21 protein-coding genes and 2 pseudogenes are annotated in these 23019 nt (G+C 49.8%); 9 read left to right on the top strand and 14 right to left on the bottom strand.

Annotation, left to right across the window (positions count from 1 at the left end; all coding sequences use genetic code 11):
- Nucleotides 1-893: 893 nt before the first annotated feature.
- The 3 genes from BLQ74_RS26535 (at nt 894) to BLQ74_RS26530 (ending at nt 4206) form a co-directional block, all read left to right on the top strand.
- Nucleotides 894-1877, top strand: a complete 984-nt coding sequence (locus BLQ74_RS26535) for an AAA family ATPase (RefSeq protein ID WP_090268477.1) — start codon at nt 894-896, stop codon at nt 1875-1877.
- A gap of 496 nt (nt 1878-2373) precedes the next feature.
- Nucleotides 2374-2736, top strand: a complete 363-nt coding sequence (locus BLQ74_RS27325) for a hypothetical protein (protein WP_139199144.1) — start codon at nt 2374-2376, stop codon at nt 2734-2736.
- A 24-nt stretch (nt 2737-2760) separates the two neighbouring features.
- On the top strand, nt 2761-4206 hold the full coding sequence (locus BLQ74_RS26530; RefSeq protein WP_090268475.1) for a relaxase/mobilization nuclease domain-containing protein: 1446 nt from the start codon (nt 2761-2763) through the stop codon (nt 4204-4206).
- On the opposite strand, the gene BLQ74_RS27320 is transcribed toward BLQ74_RS26530, so the two are convergent.
- Nucleotides 4203-4415: a type II toxin-antitoxin system VapB family antitoxin gene (locus BLQ74_RS27320; protein ID WP_139199143.1), complete on the bottom strand. Its 213-nt coding sequence runs from the start codon at nt 4413-4415 to the stop codon at nt 4203-4205. The genes BLQ74_RS26530 and BLQ74_RS27320 overlap by 4 nt on opposite strands.
- 381 nt (nt 4416-4796) lie before the next feature.
- Here BLQ74_RS27320 and BLQ74_RS26525 point away from each other — a divergent pair, with 381 nt between their 5' ends.
- Nucleotides 4797-5501 carry a hypothetical protein gene (locus BLQ74_RS26525; RefSeq protein WP_090268473.1) on the top strand — a complete coding sequence of 235 codons (705 nt, stop codon included), beginning with the start codon at nt 4797-4799 and terminating at the stop codon, nt 5499-5501.
- A 352-nt stretch (nt 5502-5853) separates the two neighbouring features.
- Here BLQ74_RS26525 and BLQ74_RS27315 read toward each other — a convergent pair whose 3' ends face one another.
- Nucleotides 5854-6048 carry a hypothetical protein gene (locus tag BLQ74_RS27315; protein ID WP_139199142.1) on the bottom strand — a complete coding sequence of 65 codons (195 nt, stop codon included), beginning with the start codon at nt 6046-6048 and terminating at the stop codon, nt 5854-5856.
- Between the two features lie 24 nt (nt 6049-6072).
- Nucleotides 6073-6261 (bottom strand): AbrB/MazE/SpoVT family DNA-binding domain-containing protein, encoded by a 189-nt coding sequence (locus tag BLQ74_RS26520; protein WP_139199141.1) that lies wholly within the window; start codon nt 6259-6261, stop codon nt 6073-6075.
- Nucleotides 6262-6792: 531 nt separating this feature from the next.
- On the opposite strand from BLQ74_RS26520, the gene BLQ74_RS27310 reads away from it, so the two are divergent.
- Nucleotides 6793-7380 (top strand): DUF2384 domain-containing protein, encoded by a 588-nt coding sequence (locus BLQ74_RS27310; RefSeq protein ID WP_139199140.1) that lies wholly within the window; start codon nt 6793-6795, stop codon nt 7378-7380.
- On the opposite strand, the gene BLQ74_RS26515 is transcribed toward BLQ74_RS27310, so the two are convergent.
- The 7 genes and pseudogenes from BLQ74_RS26515 to BLQ74_RS27295 all read right to left on the bottom strand — a co-directional run bounded on the left by BLQ74_RS26515 (nt 7355) and on the right by BLQ74_RS27295 (nt 12015).
- A complete protein-coding gene (locus BLQ74_RS26515) occupies nt 7355-7822 on the bottom strand; it encodes a hypothetical protein (RefSeq protein ID WP_170842884.1) in 468 nt (155 codons plus the stop codon). The two genes, BLQ74_RS27310 and BLQ74_RS26515, sit on opposite strands and share 26 nt — an antisense overlap.
- A 20-nt stretch (nt 7823-7842) precedes the next feature.
- Nucleotides 7843-7977 (bottom strand): DUF4113 domain-containing protein, encoded by a 135-nt coding sequence (locus tag BLQ74_RS28315; protein ID WP_425287517.1) that lies wholly within the window; start codon nt 7975-7977, stop codon nt 7843-7845.
- A pseudogene (locus BLQ74_RS28310) lies at nt 7946-8245 on the bottom strand (DinB/UmuC family translesion DNA polymerase); the annotation flags it as partial. The pseudogene BLQ74_RS28310 and the gene BLQ74_RS28315, both read right to left, overlap by 32 nt.
- Nucleotides 8246-8319: 74 nt before the next feature.
- Nucleotides 8320-8727, bottom strand: a complete 408-nt coding sequence (locus tag BLQ74_RS27305; protein ID WP_139199139.1) for a DNA polymerase Y subunit UmuC family protein — start codon at nt 8725-8727, stop codon at nt 8320-8322.
- Nucleotides 8667-9122 carry a Y-family DNA polymerase gene (locus BLQ74_RS28305; protein ID WP_090268457.1) on the bottom strand — a complete coding sequence of 152 codons (456 nt, stop codon included), beginning with the start codon at nt 9120-9122 and terminating at the stop codon, nt 8667-8669. The genes BLQ74_RS27305 and BLQ74_RS28305 overlap by 61 nt, the downstream gene beginning before the upstream one ends.
- A 183-nt stretch (nt 9123-9305) precedes the next feature.
- A complete protein-coding gene (locus BLQ74_RS27300) occupies nt 9306-10511 on the bottom strand; it encodes a hypothetical protein (protein WP_139199138.1) in 1206 nt (401 codons plus the stop codon).
- 67 nt (nt 10512-10578) lie between these two features.
- Complete coding sequence (locus tag BLQ74_RS27295) at nt 10579-12015, bottom strand: hypothetical protein (protein ID WP_139199137.1); 1437 nt, start codon at nt 12013-12015, stop codon at nt 10579-10581.
- 169 nt (nt 12016-12184) lie between these two features.
- Here BLQ74_RS27295 and BLQ74_RS26490 point away from each other — a divergent pair.
- Nucleotides 12185-12505: pseudogene (locus BLQ74_RS26490) on the top strand (tyrosine-type recombinase/integrase); the annotation flags it as partial.
- A 453-nt stretch (nt 12506-12958) separates the two neighbouring features.
- On the opposite strand, the gene herA reads toward BLQ74_RS26490, so the two are convergent.
- A complete protein-coding gene (gene herA / locus BLQ74_RS26485; protein WP_090268455.1) occupies nt 12959-14809 on the bottom strand; it encodes an anti-phage-associated helicase HerA in 1851 nt (616 codons plus the stop codon).
- Nucleotides 14806-16143 carry an SIR2 family anti-phage-associated protein gene (locus tag BLQ74_RS26480; protein ID WP_244507281.1) on the bottom strand — a complete coding sequence of 446 codons (1338 nt, stop codon included), beginning with the start codon at nt 16141-16143 and terminating at the stop codon, nt 14806-14808. Before BLQ74_RS26480 ends, herA begins: the two co-directional genes overlap by 4 nt.
- A gap of 602 nt (nt 16144-16745) precedes the next feature.
- On the opposite strand from BLQ74_RS26480, the gene BLQ74_RS26475 reads away from it, so the two are divergent.
- From BLQ74_RS26475 to BLQ74_RS27870, 3 genes are all read left to right on the top strand, one after another.
- On the top strand, nt 16746-17756 hold the full coding sequence (locus BLQ74_RS26475; RefSeq protein WP_090268453.1) for a DUF4917 family protein: 1011 nt from the start codon (nt 16746-16748) through the stop codon (nt 17754-17756).
- Nucleotides 17757-19107: 1351 nt separating this feature from the next.
- A complete protein-coding gene (locus tag BLQ74_RS27290; protein ID WP_139199136.1) occupies nt 19108-19803 on the top strand; it encodes a hypothetical protein in 696 nt (231 codons plus the stop codon).
- A complete protein-coding gene (locus BLQ74_RS27870; RefSeq protein WP_244507280.1) occupies nt 19787-20380 on the top strand; it encodes a helix-turn-helix transcriptional regulator in 594 nt (197 codons plus the stop codon). Before BLQ74_RS27290 ends, BLQ74_RS27870 begins: the two co-directional genes overlap by 17 nt.
- A gap of 63 nt (nt 20381-20443) precedes the next feature.
- Here BLQ74_RS27870 and BLQ74_RS26465 read toward each other — a convergent pair whose 3' ends face one another.
- Complete coding sequence (locus BLQ74_RS26465; protein WP_090268451.1) at nt 20444-20629, bottom strand: helix-turn-helix transcriptional regulator; 186 nt, start codon at nt 20627-20629, stop codon at nt 20444-20446.
- A 157-nt stretch (nt 20630-20786) separates the two neighbouring features.
- A complete protein-coding gene (locus tag BLQ74_RS26460; protein ID WP_170842882.1) occupies nt 20787-22217 on the bottom strand; it encodes a tyrosine-type recombinase/integrase in 1431 nt (476 codons plus the stop codon).
- Nucleotides 22218-23019 lie beyond the last annotated feature (802 nt).

The following is a 23019-nucleotide window of genomic DNA, read 5'->3' as shown; positions in this document are numbered from 1 at the left end:
CTGACGGCTGACGGCTGACGGCTGACGGCTGACGGCTGACGGCTGACGGCTGACGGCTGACGGCTGACGGCTGACGGCTGACGGCTGACGGCTGAGCCGGGTGGACTGGATGTTCTTGCTTATGAGGCGGTAAGTAATGTGCGAGTTGCTGTGGGGGAGTGAAGTAGATATGGGGGCTCAACATTCCTTCACGGTGTCAGATGCTGCCCAGCATGAATTATTTATTGTACGGTTTTTAAGTTACTAAATTTCATCGTTTTTTGCTGCGTGGAAACATCGAGAATAGAGAAATAACCGAAAGCGCTCATGAACGCATCATCTGGTGAATTTCCATAAGGAGTACATGAGTTGTTATTTTTTATGATTTCTATTTTTGCTGGTGTAACTAGAGATATCTTGCTTGGCCTATGCCTTGCTTCAAGGTGGGCAAGTTAATTTCCATGGACATCTCTTGAAGCTTCCACCTCAAATATCATATTTGTGTCAGTATGCTCAGCTGTTACTGATAGCGTTACATGCATTCGATTGCCTCATCGTCGCCAAAGTAGTGCAGTTCGAAAACTAGGGCGGAAAGTGAGATTTCGTTGCTTCTAAGCGTTGATGTTATGTATTTGTCTACGGAGGGGAAGCAGTCTGATAATTTTTCAAATTAAGATCTAAGCATAAGTTACGCCTTTTTGATTGCTTTAGCCTTATGATAATAATGTTTTTTGATTTGCCAGCGCGCCGAGATAATATTTATATTTTTTCAATTCCACTGATAGTGAGTTTTACGCTTTCTGAAAAATGTCTCTATAGGTGCCTGTGTCATCAGGGAAGGTATCGCCAGAGTTGTTGAGTGTCTTTTGTATCATTAGGGTTGTATTATTGAGTGATGGCTATTAGGAGGGCAGATGGTTAAGCATGATTATTCAAGTCTCATAAGTGGAGCAGCGGTTTCCTGCATGCTATCAGCTGCACAGGCGAAAATTGACTGGCTATTTGAAGGGCTTATAGAGGACGATCGTGACAAAGGACATCAGTGGTTGATTTCTGGTGAGCCGAAGTCCGGAAAGTCCAGGCTTGTATTGCAGCTGGCGATTGCGGCCGCAGAAGGTAAGAGTTTCCTCGAATTTTGCGCGAAAAAAAGAAGTAGGGTCTTGTACTTTAACTTCGAGCTTTCAAAGGGCGTCATTGGGCGGCGAGCACTGGAATTTTTTGGTGGTGACGAGCAGCGGATGAGAGGGTGTGAAGGATGGCTCTATGTGGTGAACGAGTGGTCCTTTGTGGATGTATTGGACAAGGAATGCTTTGAGCACCTGAAAGGCTTCGTCGAGAGTGTTCAGCCCGATCTGGTCATTTGGGACGTATTGAAACGCATGTCACACGTTGATGAAAATAGTAACGTCGAAATGACGAGGGTAATGCACGCTATTCGCGAAATTAGTGCGAAGAGAACCCATCTTATTGTTCATCATGCGAGAAAAGAGCAGTTCAGTAGGAACGCTGGAGCAAGAGGGCTGCGCGGAGCATCAGCAATTCATGCCGAGGCAGACGGAGTTATATCTATTGCCGAGATGGGAGCTGGGCACACATTGGAGTTCTCTGTGAGGAGTATCCCTTCGCTTGATGGGGTCCGTCTGCTGTCAAATGGAATATCTTTCCAGATAGAGCCTGAGCAGCCCCCTGTTGAAAAGCAAGGGATGAATCTTGAGATTGCGTTTGAGGGAAAAGAATGGCTATGTAGGAAAGAGATATTGGGAGAGGTTAATGCTCAGCTTGGGCTAGCTGAGTCGGCTGCTGATAGAATGCTTGAGTTGTATGTGAATACCGGATTGCTAGCGAAGAAGAAAGAGGGTAGAAAGGTCTTCTATTCGCTAGTTAGTAAGGCCGCATAGGTTTACTATCTTCATTCTCGTCATTCCATCATATAGTAAGTGACGACGATGATTGTTATTGTTAATCCCCCCTTTAAAATCCCCCCTTTCCTCGTTGAAATGTCAATCCAATTGACATTTTTTGGAAGGTGGTTCTGTTTATTTGTTATCAAATAAACACGATGCCGAGCATCGTAATTTATCCAGGGGGGGTGTATGAGCCTAGGGATGGCGTACGATTAGATTTAACTCTCGACGAATACTTCATTAATACCTATGAGGAGGAGCTGGTGCACTAAATGAGTTTTTAATAGAAGGGGTAAGTTTGATATATAAATTTCATATTTATGCTAATATATTAATGTGGGGCGAATGCAAGCTATGTCTCACGACCCCGTGCAACCCTCGTACCTCGGCTTCACGGTGTGTCGACGGATTCTGCTCAAACCCGGTGGGTTCTGCGCGAATAGGATGTCAATGACAAAACCAAATAATAAAAATAACAAACGGTGTAATTATGGAAAGAGTAAAAGGTAAGGGCGGAGCCCCAAGAAAAGAAGTACGTCAATCAAAAGCGTTCAAAGTCTATCTCACCCAGGACGAGTTCTTGTTCGTAAAACAAGTCGCAGAAGAGCTTGGGTATCTAACTATCTCTAGCATGATTCGAGAAAAGGCTCTGGAATTCTGCAACAAAGGCAGAATCAGCACAGCAAACAACCCAATGATCCAAGCGGCCTCTGCCTACCTCGGCGATCTGGCATTCGCATGCTCCGTTCTTGAGCAGTTCGTTGACGCATATGAAGTTCCAGAAGACGTATACGATGCATCTGTAAGGTTGCGCGGAAAAATAGAAAAAATAGAAATCTTTTTAAACCAATAACAAAAATAAACAAGGATAACGAAAATGATTGGTGAGCAGCTAAAAAAATCAAAAGGATTTTTTCAGCGCGTAGATTATGTCTGCGCAAGCCTTGAGCGTGATAAAGAGAAGAGACCATTCGTTCAGTTTTTGGGCGGAAACATAATCTCTGGCGATCCGTTTACTCGCTACACAAATGAGGCCGGAGAACAAGTGGTTGATGTTGGTACGTCCAACCTCATATTCGAGCTAGAAAACCACGCAGCAAAGTATAAAGGGCAGTCAGAAGAACTCTGCGTACACTTTGTTCTTTCGCTAGCTCCTGGTGAGACATTAGGTCAGAAGGATCTTCTTGAGTCTGCTCGCCACTATATGAACGCGTTGGGATATGGGAAAGGCTCTAAGTGGTTCTCTGTTGTTCACTACGATACAGACAGCATACACGTCCACATCGTTGCGTGCAGAGCGCAGATGATTCACAGCGACATGTCTCCTGATGGTCGTTCAAGACCCCCAAAGTTTTCGGTCGTCAAAGATAGTAATTCGTACCAAAAAGGCTGGGAAGCTTGCAGGGAGATTGAGCAGAGGTTTGGACTTCAAGTCGTAGATAATCCGGACGAGTGCTTCGGCAAAGATGGCGACCTCTTCAAGCGCGGATCTGATCAGTCCAAAATTCTTCGTGGGATCATCGGTGACGTTTGGAAAGAAGGCAAACCGAAGACCTTCTCTGATTTGGTCATGCGTCTTAACCAAAAAGGAGTGTCAGTCCAGGCGCTTACTGAAAGCAAAACAGATGGGTTGATCAAGGGAGTACTTTTCAAACTAGACAGGCCAGATGGTCGATGGATATCAGGCTCCAAGCTCAAGGCAACGAGACTTACCTTTGATAAGCTGATTGAGAAAGAGGGAATCAACTACTCGCCTGCCAGAGATAACGCGCTCTTAGGCTTGCCAACCCACGCATACACGCTTGTTAGAAACGTAACTCCCACAGTTCCGGTTGCTACTGCCTCAAACTCACACAGTGCGTTAATGCGTGTATACGTGAATATCCCTAGTAACAGCAATCGTTTGTCCTCATTCGTAAAGAATAAGGGGAGAATGTACGGTGTATTTTCAGACGGTTCCGGCATGTACCTGGGATTTAATGCGATATTCAAATTGAATTTCACAAGTAAGACAAAAAAGGAAGCAAAAGAAGCTATTGAGGCTGAGCAGTTAGCAAGACTTATCAAGTCTCTTGTGAAAATGGTTAGAGATGCACTTGATGAACTTTTTTATTTGCTGCTTGTCAAAGTTGAAATAATCGAATCGGATTTTTTGCTTACTGATACTGCCTTGCGGCTAAATATACCAGTGGTTTTAGATTCGGAAACGCTTTTTGAGCAGCATAGTTGTATGGAGGATGCTGTTGATAGGCAAGTAGAAAGTCAAATGCTCTATCTTTCAAATATCCTGCTGCCAAACAATCAGCCGGCCCTTGAGCGTTAATGTTGGCATCGCGACCTCGGTGATAAGGATTTCTTCCGGTCACTAAGGGCGCGTTTTTCTTTTTGGAATCGAATAAATTCATTCAAGGCTAATTCAACAAGCTCTTTATCGCTAACGTCTTCTCCGACCGCTTTCCTGGCTTCAGCATAGAGTTTATCATTAATAAAAACTTCAATTTCAATCGCCCTGCTATTTGTAGCTATAGCCATGAGTACCTCCTGGTGTGCTCTCATAAAAATAAAGCCCCACACGCAATTTCTCAAGCATTGTGAGGCTAAGTATTTAAGTGGAAGAGGAGGACACGCCACCGATCTTTCTCGGCAGTCAGCAAACATGATTGTATTGGCCTGCCTCGCTCTTCATTTTCATATTATAGATTTAAATTTCTATATATTCAATAATGCATCCTTGGTGCGAATTTTAAAATTTCAAATAAGATAGGGTTTTCCATTTAATTCTCAAGCGTCACGAGATTGCGTAATGCCAATTAATTTAAATAGTTTTATTATTTTGATGTATTGCGTAACAATCTCCGTTGCTTATGTGTTATAATAAAAACATAAAATAACAATAATAAGGAGCAACAATAAATGTATATACGCATGAGTCAATATTGCGATAAAGTGGTGATTCTGAAGTCTGTCTCTGAGTCGGTACAAGCATTCGATGCCAACCAAAAACCGATCAAAGGCCTTCGTCGCAGTACAACTGTTCAGATTGCTTCATTCAATCTCGTTGAGCCCATTGTCCATCCCGAAATTCCTGACGATAAAACCACGGAGTTCGAGGAGTGGCGCGAGTTTCAGTTGAAGCGCATCCAAAAGGCTTATATCGAGCATGCAGCTGCTGGAAAACTCGGAGGCTACCCGCTGCTGAAGACTAGGAGCGATATGGGGGACGAGCTGGCTAGGGTTGGCGAGTTCAGCGGCCTCATCAGTACGATGATCGAAGTGCAGCCCGGTATGATCAAGAACGTCATCAACGGCAAGAAGCAAGCCGAAGACCGGCAAATCATGACGCTAGATGAGCGGGTTTCGAGCCAAGCTATCTGTGAGCGCATGAGAGAGATTAGTGAAGACATTCTTCGCTACATTAGCATTACCGGTAGAAAAGGCACGGACATCTACACGATTCAGCAGACGCTCGATATGCGTGCGGCCTGGAGCGCTATGGGTTGTACGCTCGACAGGCGTGGAATTGGCTATCGAAAAATCACAGGAATGATCGAAGGTAGAAACGCGGCTGATGAGGGTGAAGAGATCTTCAGCGAGATCAAGAAGAACACTATTGGCTGATCAGCTGACTGGTTTTTGATCGACCTGTTCTGCGTACTTGGCCTCAAGTCGATCAAAAACATCATCCGCTGGTGTTGCCGTCACGCTGATCCTGCCTTCTGCAATCTCGGCACGCAAGACACCTAGCTCAGCACTCTTGCGCTAATCGTGACTCTCTGACAATTCCTTCGTCATCCCGTGATCCTGGAGAAATGGGTGTAATTGGGTGTGAAAATGGGGCGGCAGGAACAGATCCATCACACGCGCTCGTAAGTGAAATGACGTTGTTCCTCAAATTTGCCTGATTCCTGGGTCAAATCGTGTTTTCAGGATTCATTTTTGGAGTATCTGAGCACGCCCTCAAGGCGTGATTTCAAACCTTTTGATCATCAGGCTGATCGCGTTTCTTGAGGATGACCCTGCCATCCGCCCCTACTCGCCAAACGATCTTATCGGCTGGTTTCGCTCCGAGGACATGAAGGTCAGCCTCTGACATCTCGATCACTAGTTCGCCGGCTCCATTCTCAGCTTCAGCAGATACTGAAATCATTCCTTCCATTTCTGTCATTTTGGCAACCCCGCACAGCTACTATTACCGGTCTTGGTCTGGCGGCTGATCGCGCTCGTTCATGAGGTCGTCCGTTACTCCCTCGCCGTCAAAAAAATCGTCAGCTCGCTTCTTCAGAGTGACGCATCCCTTGTCCTCATCGATGGTCCAGATCAGCGTATCTCCTGGCTTGGCGCCCATCGCATTCTGCACCCATTCCGGAAGCTCAATCATCAGGTCGCCGCTCCCGTCCTCGGCTTCAAAGCACTCAGCTGAATGCTTTCTCTCTGTCATTTCGGCAGCCCCGCACCCTGGCGAATGCAACGATCACAGCGCTTCCATATCCATCCATTGCGATCCTCTTCTCGCGCTGGATGGCGCCCGCAATACTGGCGGATCTGATCCGTTGCCATCCCGCTTCAACAGGCAGGTCCGGAAGCAGGTGCCGAATCGCTGCCAACGGATCAATCGGCTCGTTCCCGTCATCACTCATGCCCAAACCCCGTTTGTTTGACAACAAAAACACTTGATACAGCTCGTTCGTACGTGAAGTCTGGCTTTTTGCAGTGGCCAAGGGGCTAGGGGTTTCACGTAGCGCAAGGGTAGGTTACTCCCGTTTTACCTCGGCATCAGCAAGCACAGCCACCCGCTGGCCACATTCCAGCGCAGCTGGGTTCACCAACCCTAGAGTGTCAATGGGATAAACATTTGCGCTATCCATGCCTTTCTCTTAGCCTCTTCATCGTGATCATGGAGTCTGGCCTGATGGATAAGATCTTCGAAGACAAACTAAACGTATTCGAAAGCATATTGGACTCGATTCGGGGAACTCGACATTTCCCAATTGAGTGCGGTAATGGCTGGTATCCAGCTGTTTATGCTGCGCTTTCATTTGCACATAAAAGAAATGAAGAGAAGCAGCTGAATGTCAAGATTTTTCAAATAAAAGAAAAGTTCGCCGACCTGCGTATTTATCACTCTGGAGGAGATGAGCTGACAGAGGCTTGTTTTAGCGTCGCTTCAGTTATTGCGGACAGTATGTGTGATGTTTGTTCGCATCTTGGTTACGCTGACAATATCGGAGTCTGGGCAGATGGCGGATGGATGGTTGTACGTTGCGAAGAGCATTGTGACGTGCCCGCAAGAGAGTCTTCTGGTGATTATGTTCTCAACGAGAAGTTTGTCTCTGAACTTGCCGAGCTTGTCGATATTTTAGTAAAGAAATTTGGAAGATGTGCTGCACAGTGGCTGCTGAAACCGAACGATGGTCTTGATCGCCAACAGCCATTATCGGTAATATTAGACGAGCAGGCGTGCTCCAAGGTTCTCAATATTCTCTGTCTGGAACGATGAAACCAAGAGGCTCGATCAGCTCGCTTACAGCACCAGCCGCTCTCTCGTTTTGCTGGAATTCGCGAATTGTGTAGCTAAGAGCAACGGCCAGAGTTAGTTGGTCCGGCGGAAGTGTTGCTGGATCGAACGACCAGACCTCAATACGCGTTGCATCTTTGTCTCTGAAACCAACTTCTTTGATTACTTCTTTTCCTGCCAGGAACTGATCAAGCTGCTGGATAGGGACCGCGTACGTCTTTTGGGCACGGTCAGCAAGCATCGTGCGGGCATCAAGGTACGTGTCGCCAACTGCAACAAGGCCTTCACCATGGATTCCCCGAACATAGATCTCCGCCAGCTTTGGTGACGAGACGTAGCCACGTACCTCACCCAGCTCGATCTTGCCGTTCATGGGCGAAAGTGTGTTCAGCAGCTGTCGAATCAAATCAGGCTCATTGGCCATGACCACATACGTAAGCATTATCAAGCGTTCACTCGCATCACATCTGTCCATCGAGTTGTATATTGAGGGCTGAGCAGCTGCTGCTTCATATGCCACGAGGCTACAGCAGGTTCACTCGCAAATCTAACTGATCCTCGACCATGCGTCATGTTGATCTTGTTGAGAACAGTCCAGCGCCTCGGTGTTCTTTCGCACTGGCTGGGAACACAGGTCGTCAGTGAACATGCCGGCATCAAAAAACTGACTTAATACAACACTAGCTTTCGCGTATCGAGGCCCTTCAATATATATCTGGTTCAGCTCGTCAACAGCAGCTGCCAAGAGGTCGCGAGTGTCGTATGTTGGGCATGTCATCGGTATGCTGATCGACATCCCATACCGCATTCCCTTGCTGTCGAATGGGCTTGTCCGAATAAACACCTGGACGCATACTGCCCCTGCTCCCTAATGTTCCGCGAAGCGTTGGCAACAAGCGTCGAGATAGCAGTGCGCAGACCCTAGTAGTCGGTCACTCTTTCGCTGAAGCTTCGCGTACAGGCAATCATCTGCTTTGGCTCAACGTCCTCGGTCAGCGACATGCAGTATTCGCCCGGCAACTCACGCGCTGTGCGCTCAACGTTGATATTGAACTGCCTACGTAACGTCTTGTGGTCAGCCTTTGCGAGAACCCAGACCTTGTTGATACCCATTCCTTGGAGTTGCGTTGTGAGCCGTCTGCCGATTTCCCAAACCTCACCCACATCTGTGTAGCGGAGCAGCTTTTCCTGCTTCAGAGGGCAGCACCGTTCGACTACGGCTCCAGTCCTTGCCTTCCACTTTTTCGATGACCAGTTCGCCAGTTTGGCTAGGGTTTTTGTAGTCGAAATGCCGACGCCGACCGGAATGCCGACTTCGCGATAGACCATTTGTTGGACGTGGCGTCCGAAAGCGTCGAGGTCGCTGTCCGAAATGCCAGTAACACAAGCCGCTCTTTGTCAATGCTGTAGGGCTCGATCTGAGGAGCTTCCCGACGTAGTTCGTGCATGACCCTGTTGCATAGGTCTTGGTGCAGGGGGTAGTCGCTCGATGCACAGATGAGCCCTTTGCACTCAATCAGGTCGCGAAGCTGGAAGTGGGGCTGGCCCATCTTTACCCCGAGAGCCTTAGCCTTGTCGCTGCGGGATAGAGCGCAGCTGTCATTGTTTGAAAGTGCGACCACAGGCTGTCCGATCAGCTCTGGCCGAAAAAGGCGCTCCGCGAACACGAAGAAGCAGTGGCAATCGACGAGTCCGAATCGCCTGATGGATTTGGCTTTTTGCATCGATTAGCTAGTGAGCAAATCTGTCGAAAATGCCAAATCTTGGCTGTTGTTGATCACCCCCATAGCTTCCGTTGGCACCAGGAGGGATTCGGCAAAAAGCTGCCTGTGGTGACAGGCAGAAGGCGGCCAGAAGCAGCCTGTCAGCGAGAGCAGAAAGAAGCCTCTAGGGACATCCTTTAAAAACTACTTTGGCTCATAATAAATGCTGTCGAGCAACGCTGATCGGTTATCCCAAATTCTCGCAGAAAGCGCCGTGCGAGGTCTTGGTGCTAGCCACCAAGGGCTATTCTGCATCGGCATAACGATACGCTCCCAATAATTTCCTAAGCCTAGCGTTGTGTGAGCTACACCAAATGCATCGCATATGCCGCGCTTGTTAGCATCGTTGACGCCCACGAAGAAATCCGGACGTTTCATCACCAAGAGACGAGAGGCCGTTGCTATCCCGCCCTTGTGCGTTTTGTTACGGAAAGCGCGGTTGAAGCTCTGGCAGAAGGCGTCATAGTTCTCTTCAGAAATTGCTCCGTCGACAGGAATATTGTCTAGTGCATTGGAAAGCATTTGAGGAGACTCATTGACCAAATTTTTGAAGTCCCCTTGGCCAAACATTCTTCCGAACCAAGCCCAATCAATGCTATCGAGCCCTCGTTCGTTAGGCGCATAAGTCCCAGCAATAGCTTTGCGTTCGGGTCGAGGCATAGCGTCAAAGGAGTCGTATTCCAAAAACAAAGTAGCTGCTCGTTCCAGAAGGGCAAGCCGACCCTGTAGATTGTGATGATCGTCGCTTTTGACACCATCGACGAAACTCGCCCATGTGATGGCTAAAGGTGAAGTTTTCGCGCCGGCACGTGGCTTGCTAAAATTATGGAATTTATTTAGATCTTTAAGTTTTTCTTTGTTTACAAGGTACTGAGCCTCATAGGCAAACAGAAATTTATCCTCAAGGATATCCTCAGCAACAGACCATTGCGATTCGATAAAACTCTTCAGGTCGAGAAAAATAGAGTCTTCTTCGCCGCCTTTAAGTAACACACTGGCCTCAATGTTTTTGCCTCCGAAGGCACCTCCTGTCAGATTATGGCTTCCAACGACCGCTGCGTACCCGTCAGGCATTTCAAAAAAATAAAGTTTTGGATGGAAAAGACGCCCGCTTGGAGGTAAGCAGCGCGCACCTTTGCACTTGCTAAAGCGCCGCAGCACTGCCGGATCCGTCTGATACATGTGTGTACCAATTATGATCTTTTCGAGCTTATTTTCTGTTTCCAGCATGGATTCGACAATTTCGTTCGCACCAGCCCATGCAACTGCAACTGCATATCGATTGCACGTTTTAACTAAGTGCTTGAGCGCACTAGTGGCTTTCCGCTCAGTGAGCATGCTCACTTTCATTTTAAATACCTTCTATCTAGTATTTTCGGAAATACAACCAGGGGATCGCCGTGCAAGGTAAGTAAAGCTATGGACAGCAGCAGCATGTGCATTTACGGCGGCAATTTGGAGTTGAGGCTCTGGAAAGGGAAAACCATCTATTTCGTCTTTCGCCGTGACCACACAAGCATCTCCGTCGCTCGTCAGTTCGGGAAATCCTCCAACCTAGCCTTAGGGCCTCATCGACGGTGTCGTTCGATGGTATTTGAGAATAACAGCCTTCATGAGTTGAAAATACCATGTGCCGGTAATAGTAGGTGTGAGCGCCTGGCGCGGGAATCGAGTTAAGTGTTACTCGACCTCCGTGGTGAGGTGCCACAATTCCGCTCAGATCCTGTTTGTACCGTGAGGCTATAGAAGTGTAATCGGCATCTCCACAGAGCAGCACGCGTCGGTAGTAGGGGCTCAGGGGATTTTCCACTAACATGCCCAAAGCTAAATTGTTGCGTAGGTACTTCGCATCGTGCGTACCAAGTGCCGGATTGCAGGCAAATAATACGCAGGCGCCCCAATTAACTTGTGCCCTGGCAGAGGGCCAGAATTTCAATGCGCAACTGCCGTCGTGGAGAATTTGATTTTGCAACTGAAATAGAAGGTGTGCGTGGCTGATACCCAGCCTCATGCTTTCGGACGGCCGCCGCATTACCCACGGGCGATCAAGCACACCAGGCCGATACGTTACGTGTGTCTTCCAAAAACCGCGCGCGTCTCTCGTAGCACGACCAGATTGATAGGCATATCCCCAGTGATCCCAATCTAAATGCGAAAGGAAGACTGGAGAAGGATTGGCTGGATCATCGCCAGCCAACGGGTCGAAGGCCAGGCAATCTGGAGCCGACCTCCGTTTAGCGTTTATGGGCCATCCTAGATCAAAGAACGCTTTAGGTTTGCAATCCTCATCGATAATGGCGCACATGTTGGCCTGACCGACGTCGTAAACTACGACGAACAAATCGTCTTTCGGTTGAACGCCTAAATTATCGAATGCCGCACTTGGATGATGTCGACACTCGGTAACTCGCTTTAGCGCCTTCAGATCTTTTTTGTCAGGTTGCGATGAATTGATCTTCACGTAGAGGACTGTCGGAGCAAATTCCTGCCCATCTTGAGAAAACTCAAGTGCTGTAGCCTCATAGAACCCCTCGCTAGCCTTTGGATCGTCTGAGACAGTGAGAGAGCACCAACCACCATTTCTCACCGCCTGCTGAAAATCGGCAATGGGGATTTCTGCTTCCATCAGCAGGAAACTCAATGCAGTGTCTGGAGCATTAAGGATTTCCTGGGAGCTGGCGCGGCGTAAGAAAGGCAGAATCTGCATAGGTATAGCGTCGAAAGTCACTGTGCAGAAACTGGTCTCAGCTAGATCAATGCCCTCGTCGCGTACTTCTATGGCGCTCAAATACTCGACGTTACCGAATTGCGGTGTCGTTGCGACTTGCTTACTCAGTGGTTTTGGCTCGCTCACGGGGGCAGTCCATTGCTCGGAAAGGGAGGAATGATATCATGGCGATATCATTGGTGGTCATTGATATGCCCCTAGCCCTCTTGGGTTTTCAACGTACAGCTCCTCGATTGGTTTTTTGCCAGCCCAACTCAGTCTGGCATCTCTTCAGTCCATCAATGATGGGCAAGTGGCCCTGGAGAGCTGGATACATCAAGCCCATCTCCATAGAGAGGATTGCCTTTTTCCAAGCCGGCTACACGCCTCAATGCACCTCTCCACGCGGCAATACGCCCGAATCGTCAAAGCGTGGGTAAAAGCTATTGGCCTTGATCCAGCCATGTATGGCACCCACACGATGAGATGTACGAAGGCATCGCTGATCTCTCGCAGGACAAAGAATCTGAGAGCACCTCAGCTCCTGCTCGGCCATACGAAGCTTGATGGCACGGTGCGATACCTAGGCATTGAGGTCGATGACGCATTGGACATGGCGGCGCAGACGGAAGTCTGACAACGTACAGCGACGGTCGAGGTATGACAGTCGCCATCCGCCCCATTGCAGCCCGTCGTAAGGTGCAGAAACCGGCCCAGGCCGTGTAAAAACGTTTTCGAAAACGATAGCTGCTCAGAAAACGAGCAAATTTCGCGCTCACTTGCGAATTTTGGACGAGGCAACTGGGAAAATTTCTTCAGATTTCACGTAGCAACGTAAACCTCAAAATTGATCGAGCGTTTTTACACAGCCTCGGCCAGAAGCGGACATGCGCCTACGACCTAAACACTTCCGATGCCCAGGCGCCCAGCACGCTAAGTTCAGGGCACCCGCACAGCCGGGCAAGCTGTAGCCGACTGATGCTCCAAGATCAGGGTACGTCTAACGCGGCCATCGCCCGACTCCCTGTGCAACGTGCTTTGATTATGAATGCAGAGAACTGGAGTCAAGAGCTACAGGCCTGGCCTCTTGCTAGAACGGAACATCCTCGTCGTATGCAGGTTCTGGAGGCAGTTCGTTCCATGGAAGCGGAGGCGGTGGCGCCGGAGGAGGAGGAGGCGGTGCTGGTGGTGGCGCGTCAGGCCTTCTAGTTGCCCAGCCACTGAAATCAGCATCACCTGAATGTGGCGTGGGGGACGCTTCAGCAGCACGAACCAGTGTTGGCATAGCAATGCTTCCGCCGAAAATAATCGCCGTCTGCCTAGGTAAGCCCGCAATACGACGGATTTCTCGCCGATCAGCCCACTCGCTGGCTGACTGAATCGCAGCTAAGTCCTTTTCAGATGTCAGCCTGAAGGAGACCCAGTTGTTGCACTGCGAAAGGACCGTGGGGGATATCTCTGATGGCCTCTGTGTACTCAACCAAAGCGCAAGGCCAAATTTCCTGCCTTCTTTCGCGAGCCGTTCATATGCAAGTGAGTTTTCACCTGCATCGTCGCCGGAACCGATAGGGCGCAGGTAATGGTGGGCCTCCTCCAGAACGAGCAGGGTTGGGATTTTGTTCTCCTGCCCTCTCCGAAAAAGCTCGTAGGCGTAAAGCTCCAAAAGTGACCCGAGGATGAACGGGGTCAGATCGTGCGATAGATGCCGCAGGTTTATGATGTGTACCCGCCAGGGCACATCCTGACCGCCAAAGATCTGCTCCACCAGGTTAGTGGATTCATGCGCCCAATTGAGCGGAGTCACAGCCCCTGCCCCCCCATCTACATCCACGACTGAGCGGAACATGGGATCTTCAGCGAATCGATTGATCCTGGTGATGAGTGGCGAAACGTTCGAATAGCTGAAGGCATTTCTCTCTGCCCCATTCCTCTGAGAGGGTTGTATCCCGTGGCTTTCAGCCACGAGTGACGCGAGAGCGGCCATATGAGGCCACACTGTAGCTGCGTCAGCCTGGCCATTACGGATCTGCTGAATCCGCCTATCAGCATCAGCGGCTCCTCCCTGACGGCAATCGTCGAACAGGAAGGGGGCTATGTCATTTGCTAAACCAGCCCCCTTGAGTTGGGGAAACCAGCGGACTTGATGGAGGTGTTCCAGTGCGAATGTTAGCGCTGGCCGCTGTGTTTTTTCGCTAGGAATTAAAAGCCTATTGAGGCCGTGCCGCCCCAGTGCGTAGTAGGGAATTTTAAAGCTGCCCAGTCCCGGCCCTCCAATGGTCGTGCATTTCAAGGCGCCATCTGGAAGCCCTGGAATGTTGAGCGCAGCTTCGTACTCACCGTTGATATCGAAGACAACAACCCGCGCACGGGGTAGTTTCACTATTTGCTGGAGCACCGCTGCTGTGAAGCAGCTCTTACCCTGGCCTGAACTGCCCAGCACCGCGACATGCCTGGAGATCAAATTCTTGAGCCCCACATTCAAGCTGCCGCCCCCACGTAAGTCATCACCCAGCTTAATTGGAATATCGTCCTCATCGTCGGAGCACAGGATTGCGGCCAGTTCCTCCGTGCTAAGAGGGAAGGCCTCAGCCCCAAGCGGAGGGGTTGCGAGTGAGTCGCTGGTAAAGCGCGCCTTACCTTCTTCCCTCCTCAGCCGTCCAACGACAGCGCCTGAAATGTTACGCAGCGGCTCAGTTTGATGGGTGCTGGAACCTATCCCTAGTCGATGAGCCTCGCGAGGCTCGTCGAAGCTGAGGGAGACAACCTTCATTACCAAAGCCCGACTTCCTGTATCCAGCACCAACAGGCTACCGACCTCCGTCACTGACGATACGCCCTGGGCATGCGATGCTAATTGGCCTCGGTGCATATCAAGCAAATTGAGAGTGACATCTGAACCTTCAATTCTGACCACATAGCCGACAGGAAGGCGCCCTCTCATTGCCCAATCCTCGGTGCTGCTGCCTCGTAATGAAGTTCTCGCGGCTCCCTCAAAGCCTTCTCAAATTTGCGCATGTCCTCGTCGTATATGAGAGGGTCAGGCAGATGACGCGCGAGCGAATCAATGTAAGCGTGAGCGGAGCCACCACCCACCACAGTGATACGTGGGTTCTTTAGGGAAAGTAATTTTCGCAATGCCGGGGGCAAGTTCTCATCAGCCGGATCACCGTTAAACCCGGAGGAGTAGATAACCAATTGGAGCGTGGGATTGAGCAAGGCCGACCTAATCAGCCGATTGATATGCTCATCCCCAAACCCGTAGCCACATAAGATCAAGCAGCTCTGCGGTTTGGACATGAACTCTGCAAACCGGCGAAAAAGCTCACCCAGAACGTAGCCGATGGTATCCATATACTTTGCTGCCCTCGGCATCACCATGAGGCCCAGGTCCTCGCCGCCCCGCTCAGCCATGAACGCTTCAATACGTTGATGAGCAAGCGGTGCAGACACCTCAAATACCTGGCCGCTCTCCTGCTTCCAGGTCAATGACCCGTGCAGTTTTGCGAGATAAATGTTGTAGACACCGAATCTAGCTTCGCCCCTGGCTTGGGTGTTTCGGAAACCAAGATCGAAGCTCTGTGGGGAAAAGCGTCGGGTGTGGGTGCCTAGGAAGCCATTTGAGACTTGTAGATCAATGGATTCGGCTGCCCACTCGATGGCCAGGTCATAATTTGTGGTGAACACCCAAGGGGACGACTGACCCGGTTGGCGAGCCGAAACCAGCTTCTGAAGAATTGTCCGCTGGCTCGCGAGACCATCGTCGTCCGACTCAACGCCACTTGGTGAAAGCCACCATTCCTGCCGGAGCAGGGCAGCGCTGACAACAGCTCTAAAAAGCGCAGCCTTCACCTTTTTCAGGTCGCTGAGATTTTCCTCCAGCTCCCGTTCGCCTGGCGCGTAGTCAATCGGATTATTACCGAACATACTCATTTGCCGAGTCCAGTCGGACAGGGCAATTTCGAGGCTATCGATTAGATGCTCGAAGTTGGGTGTAACGGGGCTTGGAAGCTGGGTGGCGTCCTCGCGAATGAACCCATGCTCAGCCATCCAGGCAGCGTCTCCTGGACACTCCGTTACAAACCTGGTCCAAAGCGTAATCATCGTAAGGCCGCCAGCAGCAACCGATGCGCCGGCGCCTAGAAGGAGGCCGATGTTTTCTAGTCTCAGGAGCGAAGCGAGATGTGCCTCAAGCTCCGTTTCATCCGCTAACGCAGTACTGCCACGAATTGCTGTAAAAGTCATCCTGACCTCCGAAAAAGCGCTAATCCAGTCCATGGGAGCCCCATGCAGCTCAAGGCGTGGACGGTTTCAAGCACGCTACTGAATTGCCATCACACTGTCCACGTCGCTATAGGTATTGGAAATCTGTGCTGAAGCTACGATCAACATCTGTCATAAGGACTGGGCTCCTAAGTAGTCAGCTGATCCGCCGCTCTTCTAAATTTAAACTTTGCGTTGAGACCTTCGCGTAGCGGAAAGCCCATTACACGTCGTCTGCTTTTGGCCGGTTTCTGCCAGTCGTGATGGGCAGAAACCGACCAAGTGCAGCCGTTCATAGATGGTCACTGTGTATCCGAGAAGCTTCTGTCCGAGCGCTTTCTTCAACTTTTATATCAGCACAAGCTCTCATGGGAGGGGCCTGCCGCCGCCCCATAAGCGCAATTGTGTGGCACAAAGTACGCCCATACGCGAAGCAAGTCTGCTCCCGCAGAGGCAACCTTCGATTGCAGGTTCTCAGACCTCTCTGCGACTCCAGCCCAAAATTCCCAGTCTCGGCAATACACCATTTGTGGAGATGACAGGCAGAGCTAATGATGGCACTGGGCCCGACTACGGTTATATTCTGCCAGGCGCACTATTAATCAAGGTAATCACCAGTGGCTCACATCATTCATCAATGGCAAAGCATCGTTACCCACTACCGCCGTGGCGCATTACTGTTGGGCAATGGTGCAAGTATGGCTATTTCCAGAAATTTCGGATACGGCTCGCTCCTTGACCACGCCCGCCAGAATTCCCTTTTCGAAGAAGACGTGCAGAGGCTTTTCACACGCTTTGAAACCAATGATTTCGAACTGATTCTTCGTCTTGTCTGGCAGGCGGCAAGGGTCAACAAAGCGCTTGCAATCCAAGATCGCCGCACGTGTCAGGCCTATCTAAACGTTCGCAATTGCCTGATTCAGGCAGTGCGTGACATTCACCCTCCACATGAGGAGGTCAGCAAGCATCTGCCGCACATGCACAGCTTCTTGAAAGAATTCAACACTGTTCTTTCGCTGAACTATGACCTGTTGGTTTACTGGACGATGATGTACGGTTTTGATACGCAGCGCTCCCATGCTTTCAAGGACTGCTTCAAAGATGGTTTATTCGCTGAAAACTGGCGAGTATATCGTGAGCGAATCTCCGAACAGACCAATACGCTCGTGTTCTACCCACATGGAAATCTAGCGTTGTGCCGGGATATCACGGAGCAGGAGTATAAAATCCACGCTGGAGGTAACGCTCTCCTGAGTAAGATTTTGGATACATGGGCCAGCGAAGAGAGTGTGCCATTGTTTGTGAGCGAGGGAACACTCCAGCAGAAAATCAGATCCATTCAGAGTAGTTTCTATCTCACCACGGTTTACCGAGAAGTCTTGAAGATGCCTCGAATAAAACTGACGATTTTTGGTTGGGCCATGGGCGAGCAAGATCTTCATCTTTTGCAGAGGCTACGCGAGACTAGCATCAATCGGGTTGCCGTATCGGTGTTCGGGAAAGACCAGGGGTATTGCAATCGTGTCTATGAAACCATTCAACAATATTTAGGGCCCGTCGTCGTAGATTTCTTTGATTGCGAAAGTCCCGGTTGCTGGATTAACCCAAGTTCAGCCAGTCAATGCTGATGGCTTAACCTAAGACTTTCTTTTCAATGAGCCGCAGGGTTTGTTCTGCTCTCTAACTTCCTGAAATCTATTGATTTTCTGAGTCTTCGTGTGGTGATTAAGATTAAATTCTGATGCTTTTCTTTAAAATATATTTGCTTTGTGATCGGATTTTTATTCTTTAAATTGTGATTATTCAAGTTCGCAGGAATAAATAAATATAAAAAACCTGTAGGAGCTATTCGCGGAGTTTTGAATAATTCGGCTAAAACTTGATCTAGGGATTTATGGAAAGCCGGTAAAGTTGGTGGCCCTTATTGGCCTAAGCATTAGCAAAAAACGCACGATTAGCTCGCCAGCTAATCGTGCGTTTTTTGCTAATGGGGCGGTGACCGGCGTCAGCGCCGTGCATTCGGCCTAAATAGGCCTGCCTGCACGCGAGACTTCTTATGGTGGACATCGTTACCTCGTCCAGAGTGGATCGGTAGTAAAGGCGATGGTCAGCCATCGGCGGGCCCTTCGCCGCCGATGGCCTCGCGAGGGGCCGCAACCTGACTTGGTCTGTTCCGGAGCGGGTAGACAGGTAGTTCAGAGCTACTGCTCGCATTTCGCCGCTCAAACTCTGTCGGGCTGGGATGCTAGGGCCTGTTGCATACGGTGGCGCATGGTGCCAACGACAGTACGCGAAGAGACATCCCCGCCAGATACAGCTACGCGCGAAGGTTGCCTGTCGTTACTTGTAACGCGAATGACTGCCTTTGGCCGATTTCTTCCAGTCATGAGCGGCCGCAATCCCCCCAAATCGGCCGCTCACGAACAGCAATTGCAACAAGTTGCATTTTTGGCCGTGATTGTCTAAAGGGTTGCTCTTGCCGATCTTTGACCGTCACAAGCGGCGGAAACCGGTCAGACGAGGACATTCAAAACCATCTGTTCCAACGCTGGTCGACCGGCAAGAAATGCGAGTTCAGACTTCCGAGCGCCACCGTTTATAGTTGATCAATTGGCGATCAACGACCTGCTTGGCTTGGCGCTAGTGCATCTGATACTGACCATGCCGTTCGTCGGGTTCCCGCAAATTAATGCGGAATTTTAATATTTAAAAACTGTTGTTCTATATTTTGTTTGTTAATTGATTTGTTGGTAAATGTCAGTATGGCTGACAAAAACACAGTTTGGCGCATTTGTGTGACCGACTTTTGATAGAGTGTCTTATTGTTTTTCGCTGTATTTTTGCGGAAGTTGTAAATATTTTATTATGTGCCTTTTGGGTTTGTTTTTTGGGCTGGGTGTGAGTGCGAGTTTGGGGGTTGCTAAGCTTTTGATGTTTTGGTTCTAATCGTCGCCTCGTAGAAATTCAAAGGGTTGGGGAATGATTAGCAAATTTCACTACAGTATTCGGAGTTTTCTGCTAAATGCCTCGGGTTCAGATCGAGATGATGCTGATGCTCGTTCAGTCGAGAGGTTTAGGGCAGATATAGGAAAAGTAGGAGCTGTAGTTCCGTATAAAATAATTGTTCCAGAGCGCGAATATCTAACCACGCTCAAGGGGGAGCCAGATCCTTTGGTTAGAGTCGCTGGTGATTCTGCGATTCAATTCTATTTTCCACGCTACGGGTATCGTGGGCCTAATGTCTTTGCGCTCAGTGAAGCTACTCTCAGATGCTTTAGTAGACTTGAGGAAATTAGTAGAGCTTTCAATGATGAGGTAGAGGAGGGCGAGGCGGTTGTTGAGGTATGGAATACCTCTCCAATTAAAGAGAAGTGCAGAAGAAAAGCGGTGGTTTTGAAGGAATACCTTGTTCTCAGTTTTTCTGATGATGAGATAAATATTCCTGGGCGAAGATTGGCACTTACATTCCTGCTGAATGATTCCGGTCTTAGGTTCGATGCAGGCCCATTTAATGATTTGATACTTGCCGCTGTGGACTTCTTTGGTGGTGACGCTGAAATAGCTTGCGATTGGCTATTTAAGAAATGCTTAGGCCTTGGGGGAAGGCCGTGTGATGGCAGACCTGAAGATGTAATCAAGTTTATTCGTAGACTAGAGAATGGTATTGGTGTCTAAGCCATTTGGCGATGCCCCCGATTTTGTGGATTCCGATGACGATTTGGCAACAAAAGAAAGGGGGAGCGGCCAACGTTGCCAAGTCTGCGACTTTCCTGCCGTTGCTGGTCACGTCCAGGGCGTGATCGAAGGGGAGAGCTATGAGCTTCAGCTTTGCACTGGCTGCTTTAAGTACGCGATCCTCGTGCTGCGAGCGCAGTACAAGCAGAACCGACTGTTCGACGATGATTTTGACTTCTGTGAGCTTGAAGAATTTGGAAGGCTGTCTTCTAGTAATGAGGGGGCGCCGGTGCTTGATGACCAGGAAGCTGCCGGGCGAGCGGAAAGGGGCGAAGACCTAGGGATTGAAAAGATGACTGAGCCAGCACGGCGCATCATGCGCCTTAAGGAAGTGATGCATTTGAGCGGCCTGGGTCGAAGCTCGATCTACAATTACATCGCCGCTGGAAAATTCCCCAAATCCCATCGTTTAGGCGGAGGCATCGTCGGCTGGAACGGCGCTGAGGTCCAGAGGTGGATTGATGCCATGCTTGATGATCAGGAATGGAAGCCGTCTGACGCGGAGCCACAGAGATGAAAAAAGGCACCTGGTGAAGGTGCCTTTTCATAAGTCGGTGGTCATTAGACCTCCTTGGTTCTTCTAGAGAGACGACATCCAGCTGTTCAGGTCGCTGAGTCGCCAAGCCACGCATTTGCTGCCGATCCGAACGCGCTTCGGGAATTTTCCTTCGTGCTCAAGCCTCCAGATGGTGCTCCTGCTGATCCCGATCATTTCTGCTACCGCTCCGAACCTCAAGAAACGATCTTGTTGTACTGCTGCTCCCATCGCTGTCCTCCGTGTGGCCTTTTTATTTAATATGCCAGAAATTATATTGCTGTGAGTGCTGATGGTCAATAGGTTGAGCGCTTGTCAACCCCTATTTTTTCGCTTGAAAGCGTTTAGACAGGGGTGACAATGGCTTTGTAGGGCTGGAGGTCAGGAGTTACGCGGGCTCAGATAGCTCGTCGGGTTTTTTGTAGTATTTCTTCACGATCACCAGTAGACCCTGTTCTTCATCAGGTTCGAGCTGGCGGTCTTCGTCGTATTCTTTTAAGAAGGCGTCACCATCGGGGCCAGTGACTACGCTTAGAGCTTCGTTCAGCAGGTGCCACGCTCGCTTCATTTCTCGGTCGTACCCGTACTTGTGGTACGCATTTTTGGTGTCATCGTCATCGACGTGGTTGAGGCATTTCTCTGACACCTCCGTAGGAACGCCAAGCATTTGCATGATTGTGGCGCCGCTACGGCGAAGGTCATGGGTTTTCCATACAGCATTTCCTACGACCAGCGAGCGTGTTTCAACGGTTCTTCCGTTTGTTGGTTTTTGACCTTCGGGCAGTTGACGATCACGTGCATGGTTTGTCGCAGCCTTCCTATTGATCGGCTTGCTTTCATCCTGGCCGGGGTAGAGCCATCTTGTGTGGCCGGTTAGCGTCTGAAGCTCACGGAGCAGGTTGATCGAGTAAATTGGCAGGCTCAGTGTGATTGCGCGATATGATTTTGTGCGTCCTGCGGGGATGGTCCACTCTCTGGCGCTCCAGTCGATTTCTGACCATCCAGCCTGGCAAAGCTCGTTGATTCGGCATACGAGAGCTATCTGAAGCATGTAGATGATCTGCGTAACTCTGTTCAAACTTGATGCGCGCATTTTGTGGTCGAGCTGACGTACCTCTTTTAGGCTCAAGACTCGATCCCTGGGTTTTGCTTTTTTCCCTACATTTTTCTTCTTGATTTGCGCGGATGGATTCTCAGTGATCAGCTCGTCGAGTATCGCTGCATCGAAGAATTGGCGCATATCGCTGAAAAGGGATTGAGCCAGGCGGTTGGCTTTACGCTTGAGTACAGCGTCAGTGACTGACTTGATGTGGGCCTTGGTGACATCCTTGATGTCGATATGGCCGATGAGCGGCAGAACGTCTTTCTCGAAGATTCTTCGAAGCTCTTTGCCTCCATCCTTTCTACCGGCGGGCTTGTCGGAAACGATCCAGTCCTCGAAGTAGCTCGCGACGCTTTTTCGCGAAGCAGCCGCCTTAGATTTCGCTTCGATCTCCTCGGCGCGCCGGTCAGCTTCAGCCTGACGCTCGCCCATCGGGTCTTCGCCCTGAGCGATCTTTGCCTTGGCCTTGAGTGCTTCAGCTCTAGCGGCAGCGACAGTGATAGTCGGGAAGTCGCCAAGAGGGAGGCGCTTATTTCCCCACTTTTCACCGATCTTTACGCGGTAGCGGAGCGACCACTCCTTGCCCCTCGTGTTCACTCGTAGCTCCAAGCCAGGCACCTTGCCGTCGAGTAGCTCGTACTGCTTCGATTCAGCCACGACGTTGCGGCAGAATGTCGTAGCTCGCTCGGTGTGTTCAGGTATCTTCTCTTTAGCCATTTTTGCCCCCATTGTTGATGCCTAATTCTAGGTCAGCTCATGCACTGCTCCAAGTTTAGGGCACATATAGGGCACAAGAGATGTCCCGGATAAAGGTGATTAGCGGTGAAACAAAAATTTCATGGAGGCGGCGTGTTATATGGCTGTAGGGCGCATGGCGCCTGGGTCTGATGACCTTTCTTGGCCAGTCGTGAACAGGTCGGGGATTTGCATGGGGTGCAAGGGGTAGAGTGTTCGAATCACTCCGTCCCGACCAATTCAAAAAAAGGCCAATCAGTAATGATTGGCCTTTTGCTTTTCCGGATTTTTCTGTGTCTGGATGGGTGTCGGTATCGGCGGCTGTCTGATTATCTTGTGGATGATTGGCGAAATGCGTTGACGGGGGATTTTGAGTCCCTATAATGCGCACCACTCTCAGCGATAAGGCGATGAAAGAGCTTGAAAATCAAGCGCTTACATCTTTCGAAGTTGAGGGTGGTGATCTGGCGAGCGGGTTCGCTTGCTTTCTTCGGTTGGTTGCTACGGCACACTGAAGGCGATCATCGAGGTGCTTGACAGTGAGTTTGATCGCTGTAGAATGCGCCTCCCGCTGATGAGAAGGTTGAATTCTCGGAGGCGCAAGCGGTTGAGTAGAAAAGAAAATTTTCGAAAATAGCGCTTGACGGAACGAGAGGTTGCTGTAGAATGCGCGGCCTCGGTTGAGACGAAAGCCTTAACCAACTGCTCTTTAACAACAAGTTGAATCAAGCAATTCGTGTGGGTGCTTGTGAATTAAGACTGGTGATCGCATGATTATCAGCAT

Origin of the sequence: Pseudomonas panipatensis (assembly GCF_900099785.1) — a bacterium.
Taxonomy (GTDB): Bacteria; Pseudomonadota; Gammaproteobacteria; order Pseudomonadales; family Pseudomonadaceae; genus Pseudomonas; species Pseudomonas panipatensis.
Note: the sequence above shows the minus strand (reverse complement) of the source record. Positions and strands in the feature narration are given on the sequence as shown.